This window comes from Wohlfahrtiimonas chitiniclastica DSM 18708, assembly GCF_000375345.1.
GTDB lineage: Bacteria > Pseudomonadota > Gammaproteobacteria > Cardiobacteriales > Wohlfahrtiimonadaceae > Wohlfahrtiimonas > Wohlfahrtiimonas chitiniclastica.
In genome coordinates this window covers 224,602-235,896 of sequence record NZ_AQXD01000003.1, presented here as the reverse complement: position 1 = coordinate 235,896, position 11,295 = coordinate 224,602, and the positions used below count along the sequence as shown (strand labels likewise).

The 11,295-nt window shown below is 43.6% G+C and carries 12 protein-coding genes; 3 read left to right on the top strand and 9 right to left on the bottom strand.

Annotated features, from left to right (window positions below):
* Positions 1-44 precede the first annotated feature (44 nt).
* The 3 genes from rpsO to B143_RS09985 all read left to right on the top strand — a co-directional run bounded on the left by rpsO (position 45) and on the right by B143_RS09985 (position 2,885).
* Complete coding sequence (gene rpsO, locus B143_RS0107720; protein WP_008315610.1) at positions 45-311, top strand: 30S ribosomal protein S15; 267 nt, start codon at positions 45-47, stop codon at positions 309-311.
* A gap of 181 nt (positions 312-492) precedes the next feature.
* The gene (gene pnp / locus B143_RS0107715) at positions 493-2,592 is read left to right on the top strand and encodes a polyribonucleotide nucleotidyltransferase (protein ID WP_018122840.1); all 2,100 of its coding nucleotides are present in this window, start codon (positions 493-495) and stop codon (positions 2,590-2,592) included.
* 119 nt (positions 2,593-2,711) lie between these two features.
* The gene (locus B143_RS09985) at positions 2,712-2,885 is read left to right on the top strand and encodes a hypothetical protein (protein ID WP_018122839.1); all 174 of its coding nucleotides are present in this window, start codon (positions 2,712-2,714) and stop codon (positions 2,883-2,885) included.
* A 51-nt stretch (positions 2,886-2,936) separates the two neighbouring features.
* Here the strand turns inward: B143_RS09985 and acuI are convergent, their stop codons facing one another.
* From acuI to B143_RS0107655, 9 genes are all read right to left on the bottom strand, one after another.
* Positions 2,937-3,920: an acrylyl-CoA reductase (NADPH) gene (gene acuI / locus B143_RS0107705; RefSeq protein WP_018122838.1), complete on the bottom strand. Its 984-nt coding sequence runs from the start codon at positions 3,918-3,920 to the stop codon at positions 2,937-2,939.
* 107 nt (positions 3,921-4,027) lie between these two features.
* The gene (locus B143_RS0107700; protein ID WP_018122837.1) at positions 4,028-4,603 is read right to left on the bottom strand and encodes an RNA pyrophosphohydrolase; all 576 of its coding nucleotides are present in this window, start codon (positions 4,601-4,603) and stop codon (positions 4,028-4,030) included.
* Between the two features lie 62 nt (positions 4,604-4,665).
* On the bottom strand, positions 4,666-5,424 hold the full coding sequence (gene cysZ, locus B143_RS0107695; RefSeq protein ID WP_018122836.1) for a sulfate transporter CysZ: 759 nt from the start codon (positions 5,422-5,424) through the stop codon (positions 4,666-4,668).
* A gap of 9 nt (positions 5,425-5,433) precedes the next feature.
* Positions 5,434-6,171, bottom strand: a complete 738-nt coding sequence (locus B143_RS0107690; RefSeq protein ID WP_018122835.1) for a MipA/OmpV family protein — start codon at positions 6,169-6,171, stop codon at positions 5,434-5,436.
* Between the two features lie 127 nt (positions 6,172-6,298).
* Positions 6,299-6,763 carry a bacterioferritin gene (gene bfr, locus B143_RS0107685; RefSeq protein ID WP_018122834.1) on the bottom strand — a complete coding sequence of 155 codons (465 nt, stop codon included), beginning with the start codon at positions 6,761-6,763 and terminating at the stop codon, positions 6,299-6,301.
* A gap of 9 nt (positions 6,764-6,772) precedes the next feature.
* On the bottom strand, positions 6,773-7,243 hold the full coding sequence (gene bfr, locus B143_RS0107680) for a bacterioferritin (RefSeq protein WP_008315599.1): 471 nt from the start codon (positions 7,241-7,243) through the stop codon (positions 6,773-6,775).
* Positions 7,244-7,839: 596 nt separating this feature from the next.
* Positions 7,840-8,706, bottom strand: a complete 867-nt coding sequence (locus tag B143_RS0107665) for a tetratricopeptide repeat protein (RefSeq protein WP_018122831.1) — start codon at positions 8,704-8,706, stop codon at positions 7,840-7,842.
* A 94-nt stretch (positions 8,707-8,800) separates the two neighbouring features.
* Positions 8,801-9,703, bottom strand: a complete 903-nt coding sequence (locus B143_RS0107660) for a c-type cytochrome (RefSeq protein WP_018122830.1) — start codon at positions 9,701-9,703, stop codon at positions 8,801-8,803.
* Positions 9,703-11,064 (bottom strand): c-type cytochrome, encoded by a 1,362-nt coding sequence (locus B143_RS0107655; protein ID WP_018122829.1) that lies wholly within the window; start codon positions 11,062-11,064, stop codon positions 9,703-9,705. Before B143_RS0107655 ends, B143_RS0107660 begins: the two co-directional genes overlap by 1 nt.
* Positions 11,065-11,295: the final 231 nt, after the last annotated feature.

Sequence of the window (11,295 nt, the reverse complement as noted above, 5' to 3'; positions counted from 1 at the left end):
ATCGCCATTGACAACAATTAATTTTATTTGGAGTTTTATTTTTTATGTTAACAACTGAAAAAAAAGCAGCCATTGTTGCTGAATTTGCTCGCGGCGAAAACGATACAGGTTCTCCTGAAGTACAAGTTGCGCTTTTAACAAACAACATCAATGCGCTTCGTGCTCACTTTGATGAACACAAAAAAGATCATCACTCACGTCGTGGTTTATTACAAATGGTTAACCAACGTCGTAAGTTGTTAGACTACTTAAAACGTAAAGATTTAGCGCGTTATCAAACTTTGATTGAGCGTTTACAATTACGTCGTTAATCAGCACACACATGATGCAGATGATTATGTAGTTTAGCGAGCCCTTGCAGTTGTGCTGTGAGGGCTTTTGTCATTGGTAAAAGTGTTTTGAAGGGTTCTGATAAAGCGTTTTATGTAGAATGTTTTGTCAGCTCCCTTGGATCAAAAGCTTTTACCGCAAATGTTTAATTTTGAGGTAATTATGGAATTAAAAGCAATTCAAAAAGAATTTATGTATGGCAACCAAAAGGTTGTATTAGAAGTCGGCGAAATGGCTCGTCAAGCGAATGCGGCCGTTAAAGTTGATGTTGACGGTACGGTTGTATTTGTCACATGTGTGGCATCCACTAAATTTGATCCATCGCGTGACTTTTTCCCACTCACTGTGAACTACCAAGAACGTACGTATGCAGCGGGTAAAATCCCGGGCGGTTTCTTCCGTCGTGAAGGTCGTCCTTCCGAAGGTGAAACATTGATCGCACGTTTGATCGACCGTCCACTTCGTCCGTTATTTGCTGAAGGTTTTACGAACGAAACACAAGTGATCGCAACCGTTGTTTCCATCAATCCTGAAGTGAATCCTGACATCCCTGCGATGATCGGTGCTTCTGCTGCGGTTTCTTTGGCGGGTTTACCATTTGCAGGTCCATTAGGTGCTGCACGTGTTGGCTATGAAAATGGCGAATACCTCTTAAACCCATCGAAAGAACAATTGGCAACATCTAAATTAGATTTAGTGGTTGCAGGTACGAAAGATGCTGTATTGATGGTTGAATCAGAAGCAGAATTGTTGAGCGAAGATGTGATGCTTGGCGCTGTAATGTTCGGTCACGATGCAATGCAAGTGGTGATTGAAAACATTAATGCATTGTGTGCAGAAGTGGGCGTGACAACATTTGAATATCAAACGGTTGAAAAAGACGCTGAATTAGAAGCAGCAGTGAAAGCATTTGCAGCTGATAAATTAGAAGCAGCTTACAGCATCTCTGTGAAAGCAGATCGTTATGCTGCAATCGATGCATTGAAAGCAGAAGCTGTTGAAACATTGATCACAGAAGACAATGGCTACACAAAAGATGCCATCAATGCTGTGATTGATGAAATGAGCTATCGTTTAGTGCGTGACCACATCTTAGATGGTAAACCACGCATTGATGGCCGTGACACAACAACCGTTCGCCCAATCAATTCACGCGTTGGTGTTTTACCACGCACACATGGTTCTGCATTGTTCACACGTGGTGAAACACAAGCATTGGTTGTGACCACATTAGGCACAGACCGCGATGCGCAAATCATCGATGCATTAGATGGCGAATACAAAGATAAATTCTTGTTCCATTACAACTTCCCTCCATATTCTGTGGGCGAAACTGGCATGGTCGGTTCACCTAAGCGTCGTGAAATTGGTCATGGCCGTTTAGCAAAACGTGGCGTACAAGCGGTATTGCCAAGCATGGATGAATATCCATACACAGTGCGTGTTGTGTCAGAAATCACTGAATCAAACGGTTCAAGCTCTATGGCTTCTGTGTGCGGTGCATCTTTATCCTTGATGGATGCAGGTGTTCCTTTAAAAGCGCCAGTGGCAGGTATTGCAATGGGCTTGATCAAAGAAGGTGAACGCTTTGCTGTCTTAACAGACATCTTAGGTGATGAAGATCACTTAGGTGACATGGACTTTAAAGTGGCAGGTACAACGGATGGTATTTCTGCCCTTCAAATGGACATCAAAATCACAGGTATTACGAAAGAAATCATGGAACAAGCATTGGCACAAGCCAAAGTTGCGCGTTTACACATCATTGATGAAATGAGTGCAACGTTGAACACTGCGCGTCCTGAAATCTCTGAATTTGCGCCACGCTTCACAGTGTTCCGCATCAACCCAGATAAAATCCGTGATGTCATTGGTAAAGGTGGCGTAACAATTCGTGGCATCACTGAAGAAACAGGCGCTGTGATTGAAATCGAAGATGATGGTACCATCAAAATTGCAGCATCGAATGCAGATCAAGCAGCAGAAGCAAGAAAACGCATTGAAGAAATTACCGCTGACATCGAAGTCGGTACAGTGTATGAAGCACCTGTTGTGCGCATCATGGACTTTGGTGCATTTGTCAACTTGATGCCAGGGCGCGATGGTATGGTTCACGTATCACAAATCCCTTCTGAAGAGCGCATTCAAAACGTTTCTGATTACGTTCAAGTCGGTCAAGTGGTTCGCGTTAAAGTCTTGGAAATTGATAAACAAGGCCGCATTCGCTTAACCATGAAAGATGTAGATGCAGCCGCTGAATAATCCATTCAATTGAATGAGTTACAAAAGCCGAAGTGATTTCGGCTTTTTTATTGCGTGCTGAAAATTGTAGAGCGCGTATAATCTATTTTTTCTAATCATTTGAGTGATCGAGGCAAGCGATGAAAAAATGTCATACGTGTGAGAAAGAGTTGATGGAAGCTTACTTTAATGCGCAATCAGGGGACGATTGCATTTTTTGTGCCAATGATCGCATCACGATCGAAAGCACAAAAAAACATGCATATGAAGAAGTGGAAGATAAAGGCTGCGCAGGCGGCGCTTGCACCTTGTAAGCTTGATCAAACGATGTAAAAAAAGCCCTGAGTGATCAGGGCTTTTTTGTGTTAGCGGGATAAATCCACCACGAGGCGGCCTGTGATTTTCCCATCGATGAGTTCATGCGCAGCATCTATGACGTCATCAAGACTGATGAGGGTGCGAATGTGCTCAAGGGCACCGGGTTGAATCAATGTGGCTAAATGATCCCAGGCTTCAATGCGATCAGGCAATGGACGCATGACGCTGTCAATGCCGCGTAGGGTGACATTGCGAAGAATAAAAGGCATCACTGTCCCCGGAAGATCATAGCCTTGAGCTAAGCCGCACGCGGCAACGCAGCCGCCATATTCTGTGCCGGCAAGCACATTGACCAATGTATGGCTGCCCACTGTATCAATCGCCCCCATCCAACGCATTTTTTGAAGGGGTTTACCGGGCTCACTGAGCTCTGAGCGGGCAATCATTTCTTTTGCGCCAAGGGCATATAAATAATCATGCGCACGCTCTTTACCCGTCACTGCAATGACGTGATAACCCAATTTTGCCAACAGATAGACGGCAAAGCTGCCAACGCCACCGGTTGCGCCGGTCACCAAAATTTTCCCAGATTCAGGTTTAATGCCATGTTGTTCAAGTGCAATGATGGAGAGCATGGCAGTATAGCCTGCGGTGCCAATGGTCATGGCATCAATGGCGCTAAATTGAGTGGGTAAGGGAATGAGCCATTCAGACTTTAAAACGGCTTTTTCTGAAAATCCCCCTGAATACAATTCGCCCACGCCAAAGCCATTGAGCAAGACTAAATCGCCTGCTTTAAAACGGCTTGAGTGGCTGGTTGTCACTTTGCCCACTAAATCAATGCCAGGTGTTAAGGGAAATGTACGCACCACCGGGCTACGATTGGTGATGACTAGGGCATCTTTATAATTGAGGGTTGATGCCAATACATCCACTGCCACATCGCCTTCTGGCAAGGCATCTTCCTCTAATGTCATGAGTGTGGCGGTATAATCAGGGTTTTTATCAATCACAATGGCGCGATGAGTCATGGTCACTCCTTATGTTTTATGGTTGAAGCTGAATGGATACAGTGTAGCAATATTGCGGGCAAGGGCATATAAAAAAACCCATGCATTGCACAGGTTTAGTGATCAAATTAGCTTCTGCTTCTCATACGAAAGAGAGAGCGGCGCACGCGTTGCTTCGGTCGAAACTCTGAACGCTTCTCATACAGAGGCTTTTCAGGAATTGGCATGCCTTTAAAGAGCGCTGGCGCTAACTCAACGAGCGCACGATTGTAAACTTTACGCTTAAAATAAATGACTTCATTGATGGGATGCCAATATTCCACCCATTTCCAATGGTCAAACTCTGGCGTGTCAAAAAATGCCAAATCAATGGCATCTTCATCCGCCGTCAGTTCTAACAGAAACCAAATCTGTTTTTGTCCAATACAGCGCGGAGAGTTATTTTTGCGAATCAGTCGTTGTGGTAAACGGTACCTTAACCAGCTTTTAGTTTTTCCTAAAATTTTTACATCATCAGAAGAGAGACCTACCTCTTCCTTCAATTCTCGATACATTGCCTCTTCGGGAGTTTCGTTATCATCGATCCCACCTTGAGGAAATTGCCATGAATCTAAATGCCCTATTCTATGACCCCAAAAAAGTTTTTTGTCCCGATTACACAAGATGATGCCAACGTTCGCGCGGTAGCCGTCATTGTCAATCATAATGTAAACCTTGAATAAATTTAATGGCTCTATTGTTCCACAAAGGCTACGTAAAACCAAATTTATTTGACGAAATCGCGGCGATATTTTTCAACCCATTGTAGGGTGCCACCACAAACTGCAGCCGGCATGATGAAGAGATTGATGATGGGAATCATGGTCACTAAATTCACCAACGCGCCAAAGATGAAATTATCTGTGCGATCCTGCATTAAGCGGGCGCGCATGGTGGGAAAACTCACTTTGTTGTTGTCAAAACTGTAATCATTATATTGAATCGCCATCATCCATGCGTTAAAGGCAAACAGCACAATCGGCGCGATGAAGGTGCCAATCACAGGCACTAAAAAGAGCAGTAAAATGCCAATCAGGCGCGGCAGATAATAAGCCAAGTTTTGCATCTCGCGCTGAAGGGATCGCCCGACATCTTTGGCTAAACTCATCCATGAATCATCGCTTGGCGTATGTCCTGTGAGCATGATCTCAACTTTCGCCGCAAGCATTGAGTTAAAGGGCGCCGCGATGATGTTCGCTAAGGTGCTAAAGAAGTAACCAAAAAACGCCACAATCGACAATAGAGCAATCGGCCAAATGAGGTAGCTCAGCCATTGTAGCCAACTTGGGACATAACCCATGACCCAAGTCATCCAGCCGCTCAATTGCGTATAGATGCCATAGAATGCGCCGCCAATGATGAGGATATTCACCAAAATGGGCAAAAAGACATAGCGCTTTAATCCGGGATGGAGCATTAAGCGCCAGCCTTCCGTAAAGTAGTGTAAACCGCCGCGATTGTGTGTGTTGTTTTGATTTTCGTTCATGATCAACAATTAAAAGTTATAGTTAATGCCAAGGGCGAAGCTAGAGAGGGCAGAGCGATTGGTCATGGGGCTATTTTTGACTTCGCTGGGTAAAAATTTCACCTGCACGCCACCAAAAAGATGGAGATTGTCTGTCGCATCAATCACCGTGCCAACGCCCACATAAGGTGTAAAGCTGCTGTCAGGATTGTATTCAGTGACGCCCGAACGCGCAGATTCCTCACGAGAGACGCCATAGTAATAATCATTGTGTTTTTTACTTGACCAAATGCCGCCAACTTTCGGAATCACTTTAAAGTGATCATTAAAATTATGGATGATCCCGCCGCCAGCATCAATATTAACGCCTTTGCTGCGCCCTAGAATGTCTGCATCAATGTCTGCACTCACGAAAAATTGGCTGGGGAAAATGTGCATTGCGCCCACACCGAGCTCAATGGTGGATTTACGGCGATTGAGATCACGCAATGCACCTTCTGAATCTTTTGGCTTAAAATTAAGGGATTGATAACGTAAATGGGTGTCCACTTTCGTTGTGGGCGTATCCACAATGAATAAACCTGCTTTTAATCCTTTGATGAAAAAGCGGCCATTTTGATATTCAAAGTGGGGCACAGGTACCCAGCTTGAATTGTCACCCACATACGGTTTTTGTTGATAGCCCACACCTAAGCCAAGGCTGTATTGTTCTTGCGCCATCGCGCTCATTGGCGTTAGAAATAAAAGGGCGAGTGCAATTTTCTTCATGGATCAATCCTCAAAATAATGTGATGTTGATCCCGTTATTGTAGCGTAATTGCGCAAGTTTGTGTCTTGATCGATGTGTTTTTGAAGGCAAAAAAAACGCCGCAGTGCGGCGCTTTTATACTCATCATTAAATAATGGATTGATGATATTTCTCTGAGCCTAATTCAGCGAGGAGTTCTTGTTGTGTTTCAAGATAATCGATGTACTCTTCGCTCTCTTCAAGCAAATGCTCTAACAAATCACGAGAGACATAATCCTCTTTCTCTTCACACAATTTGATGGCATCGATAAGCACTGTGCGCTTATTGTATTCACAGGCTAAATCGCTGTTTAACACTTCTGGCACATCTTCGCCGATGAGGATTTTGCCAAGATCTTGAAGATTCGGTAAACCTTCAAGGAGCAAAATGCGCTCGATCAAATCATCCGACTCTTTCATGTCTTCGATGGATTTTTTATAGATGGTTTTGCCCAATGACTCAAAACCCCAATTCTTTAAAATGCGACCATGTAAAAAGTATTGGTTGATGGAAATTAAGTATTGGCCAAGCACTTTGTTTAAGTGTTGAATCACCACGCGGTCAACTTTCATAGCGCCTCCTTAACCGTTCAATTGATCTTGAAGATAGTTCGGTAAAGAGATCGTTTTAATGAGGCGAAGTTGTTTTTCAAGCCAATGAGCATGATCTTCTTCCGTGTCTTTCAATTGCACCACAAGCATGTCACGCGTCACGTAATCTTGCTCTTCTTCGCACAATTTGATGCCTTTTTTGAGGGCGTCACGCACGCTGAGCTCAAGATCTAAGTCGCTTTGCAACATGGTTTCTACAGTGGAGCCAATGTTGATTTTTTCAGGCACCATGTTTGGCGTGGCTTCTAACAACAATAAACGTGCAATGATCAATTGCGCATGTTCGGTTTCATCTTGCATTTCGTGATGAATGCGCTCATACAATTTTTTATAACCCCATTCTTCATACATCGATGAGTGAATAAAGTATTGATCACGCGCGGCCAATTCACCGGCTAATAATACGTTTAAGTAATCAATGACTTTTTGGCTTCCTTTCATGAGTATTCTCCTTAGGTTTTCTTTAATTAACGCATCAATTATACATGATTGCCTGAAAAATCATAGCGGGCAAATAATATAAGTGATTGATAATATTATTACTTATTTGCGTATGATTATCGTCTAATAATGATGATTACTCGCATTTTATGTTTGATTCCGCCAAATCGCTTGACCATTCTTAATGGCATCAATGAGAAACAACTCTCATTCTCAAATTAATGTGGCGCATGGTGGGTAAATTTTGGGCAAAAAAAAGCCGAAAACTGAATTTCGGCAAAATAACCACCAAAGGAGGATATGGAGGAGAACATCCAGAATTTCTAGATGTCGAGTGATATATTATCAGGATATGCGTAAATGTCAATTTTTTATTGTGAGAAATGTTAATAAATGTATTTTTTTAAACATTTTCTGAGGACAAATTACACATAATTGGTCTGTTAAATTTATTAAATATTTGAAATTAAATAAAATTGCCGCCTTTACTTAAAAACTTGACCATAATTTTGTATTTAAAATGTAGTCAATTAATGGGTAAGCATGACGGCAATCATTTTAGAGTAATATCCATAAAAATAATAAATATCAATGATTTATTTTTTATTTTGTAAAGAGAGCATCACAAGTTTAGCTTGCTCATCCCCGCGATCTGCTGCAATTTTGAACAATTTTGCGGCTTTTTCGAGGTCAATTTCAGTGCCTTCGCCCTTCACATGCATGATCGCTAAGTTTACTAGCGCCTTCGTATGCCCAAGCTCGGCAGCTTTCTCAAAATACTTCAATGCTTTAGCGGGATTTTTGGGTGCGCCATCACCATATAAATACATGGAGCCTAAAATGAAGGCAGCATCCGGCTGACCGAGCTCTGTCGCTTGCATTAAATGATGGCGTGCCGCTGCTGAATCTTTAGGCGTGCCTTTGCCTTCTTTGTTCATCATCGCGATCAGCATTAAAGCATCCGGTTGTTCTTGGGCCGCGGCTTTAGAAAGGTTACGATACGCTTTTTTCACATCCCCTTGTTCGAGCTGAATTTGACCTAAAAAGAGTTGTGCGCTGCTGTTATTTTGTTTCAAGGCTTGATTGAGGTAATGCATCAGCGCCGGATTTTTTGGATCATTTTCATAATAATGCACCGCAAGATTGTATTGTGCTGCGGCTAAGCCCATGTCCGCTGCGGCTTTGTAATAATTTAACGCGCGCACTTTATTTTGTTTGATGGCAATGCCTTGATCATACATGACGCCAAGGGCATTGTTTGCCTCAGCTGAACCTTTCTCGCTGGCGGCTTCAAAATAGGCTTTAGCACGTTTTGGATTCACATCACGATTGATGGGGGAAAGCGCTTGCATCCCTTTATGATAGAGGCTATCTGCGGTTTCATCGGTCAATTCGTGGCTGGGAATGGATTGGCAGCCCGCGAGGAGCACTGCGCAAACAATCGGTAAAAGTAATTTTTTCATGGATGTGACCCGTCTTGGTGAGTTGTCCTTGTATTATAGTGGATCTCCAAAAAATAAAGCCATTCAGAGAATGGCTTAGCAATTAAATTAAAGATTAATAACGGGCATCTTTTGGTTTTTTACCATTTGGCCAGTCATTGACTTTGCCTGCAAAGTCAGGGCGCGGTTGATGGGTGAAGAATTCAGCCACATCCACAGCTTCTTGATCGGTCAATGTACCGCCATTGCCTTGTCCCCAATCACCGTGTGTGCTCACGCCCATGGGCATATTGTATTTCACAAAAGCGGCGGCCTTATAAGTACGCGCCATCCCTGCGCCGATGTTGAAGGATTCATCGCCCCAAAGTGGTGGGAAAATGATGTTGCCGCGTTGATCTTTTAAGCCTTCGCCATCATTGCCATGACAAGAGGCACAATGTTCAGCATAGATGCGTGCACCATTGACAGGATCAGGCACTAAAGATTCATCAATTGGCCCTGCATTCATGATTTTAACTTTAGCACCTTCTGGTTGAGAAGCGCTGAGCCATGTCATGTAAGCCACCATGGCTTTCATCTCTTTTGATTCAGGATCTAACGGTTTACCATTCATAGAGCGCTGGAAACAACCATTGATGCGTCCTTCGATGGTGACCAATTTACCTGCACGCGGCATCACTTTAGGATACTGATGCACCGTGGTTAAATAAGGCGCGCCATATTCTGCTTTACCTTCGTCAATGTGGCAGCTGTTACAGTTCATCATCGCGCCAACATTGTCAGGCAATAAACGTTTTGTGGCGTTTAAGAGCTCTTTACCGTAAAAGATTTGATCAGCATTTGGCTCTTTTTCAATGTCTAAATCGGATGGCACCACATAATCGGGTAAAGGTTGACCTTCTGCATTCACCATTGGATATTTTTGTGGATCAGCGGGGGTTAATGTATACGCAGATGCTGAAGCAGTCGCAACGAAGAGGGCAAGGGTGCTGAGTGATAAAATGAGTTGTTTTTTCATTATTTATCCTCCTTCACTGAGGAAATGTTTGGGGCTTTATTGGCAAGGAAATGACGAATCTCAGCCACATCTTGTGGGCTCACTTCAGGGGATACGTTGTTCCATGAGTTGCGGATGAAGTTGATGACCGTTGCCACTTCTTCATCGCTTAAGTGTGCAAATGAGGGCATGCCAAATGCCATGCGATCTGCCGGTGTTGCAGGCATCACGCCGCCTTCTAAGGTGATTTGAATGACCGATTGTGCATTTTGTGCCGTGATGGCAGTGTTTTGGTTCAACGCAGGGAAAATGCGTGGCACACCTTCACCATCAACGCGGTGACAAATTGTACAATGTTCCATATACAATACGGCGCCCGGCGCTCTGAATGTATCGGTTAAGAGAAGATCTGTTGTGGTATCGGGTTGAGTTTTTAACTCTAAGGATTTACCAGGCGCTGGGGACAATGTTTTCAAGTAGCTGGCCACAGCATTTAAATCTTGTTCTGTCCAATATTGCGAGCTGTGTTCAACCACATCGCCCATTGCACCAAAGGCAGCCACTTTATCTGTGCGACCTGTTTTTAAGAATTCCACAATTTCATCTTCAGACCAAGTTTTTAAGCCTTGACCTTCGCCGCGTAAACTTTTTGCACGCCAACCATCAATGAGTGCACCGGATAAGAAGAGATCACTTGAATCATTCGTGAGGGCTTTTTCTTGGTACGCAATGCCGCGTGGTGTATGGCAAGCGCCGCAGTGACCTGGACCTTCGACAATGTACGCACCATGATTTTCAATGCCACTTAATTCGCTGTTGCCTTTAAATTCACGGATGGGAGCAAAAAGCATCTGCCAATAAGCCACTGGCCAACGCATGCTCATGATGGCAGGGAAAGTTGTGGGTGCATTTTCTTGCTTCACAGCGGGCACCGCATTCATAAAGTATTCATACATCGCCACCATGTCTGAATCGGGCATGATGGTGTAAGAGGCATAAGGCATCGCAGGATAAAGCGGCGCACCATCTTTACGCACACCATGTTTGACAGCATTGGCAAATTCTTGCAGCGTGTAATTGCCAATTCCTGTCTCTTTATCTGGTGTGATGTTTGTTGAATAGATGGCGCCAAAGGGTGTTTGCATCGCTAAACCACCAGCATATTCTGTGCCACCTGGCACTGTGTGACACGCCGCGCAGTCGGATAACCTTGCAATGTATTCACCCTGAGCGATTAAAGCTTGTTGTTGTTCTGGGCTCGTGGCTTGTGTGGATGTGTCAATGTCATGGGTGCGGCTTTTAATGATCATAAAAGAGCCAGCCACCGCAGCGGTGACGCCGACAGCACCAAGAATCGCCAATCGGATGAGTAATTTTTTCATAGTTATCCTCATGTTTTTTGTTATCGAAATCAGCTATATGTATACCGTAATTTACAAAATTAATGGCAAATATTTACAACTTTTGACCTTTTATCCATCAAAAGTTGATGCTTGTCAAAATCCGTTGCTGTTACCGGGCTCGTGCGGTGTTGAGGACCATTTTTGTCCCCTTTGAAACAATGCTCAATAAATAATTTAAAAGAGAATCATAAAATATTATTGACAATCAGT

Coding starts and splice junctions, on each gene's coding strand:
- rpsO (WP_008315610.1), top strand. CDS start 45: ATGTTAACAACTGAAAAAAAAGCAGCCATTGTTGCTGAATTTGCTCGC.
- pnp (WP_018122840.1), top strand. CDS start 493: ATGGAATTAAAAGCAATTCAAAAAGAATTTATGTATGGCAACCAAAAG.
- B143_RS09985 (WP_018122839.1), top strand. CDS start 2,712: ATGAAAAAATGTCATACGTGTGAGAAAGAGTTGATGGAAGCTTACTTT.
- acuI (WP_018122838.1), bottom strand. CDS start 3,920: ATGACTCATCGCGCCATTGTGATTGATAAAAACCCTGATTATACCGCC.
- B143_RS0107700 (WP_018122837.1), bottom strand. CDS start 4,603: ATGATTGACAATGACGGCTACCGCGCGAACGTTGGCATCATCTTGTGT.
- cysZ (WP_018122836.1), bottom strand. CDS start 5,424: ATGAACGAAAATCAAAACAACACACACAATCGCGGCGGTTTACACTAC.
- B143_RS0107690 (WP_018122835.1), bottom strand. CDS start 6,171: ATGAAGAAAATTGCACTCGCCCTTTTATTTCTAACGCCAATGAGCGCG.
- bfr (WP_018122834.1), bottom strand. CDS start 6,763: ATGAAAGTTGACCGCGTGGTGATTCAACACTTAAACAAAGTGCTTGGC.
- bfr (WP_008315599.1), bottom strand. CDS start 7,243: ATGAAAGGAAGCCAAAAAGTCATTGATTACTTAAACGTATTATTAGCC.
- B143_RS0107665 (WP_018122831.1), bottom strand. CDS start 8,706: ATGAAAAAATTACTTTTACCGATTGTTTGCGCAGTGCTCCTCGCGGGC.
- B143_RS0107660 (WP_018122830.1), bottom strand. CDS start 9,703: ATGAAAAAACAACTCATTTTATCACTCAGCACCCTTGCCCTCTTCGTT.
- B143_RS0107655 (WP_018122829.1), bottom strand. CDS start 11,064: ATGAAAAAATTACTCATCCGATTGGCGATTCTTGGTGCTGTCGGCGTC.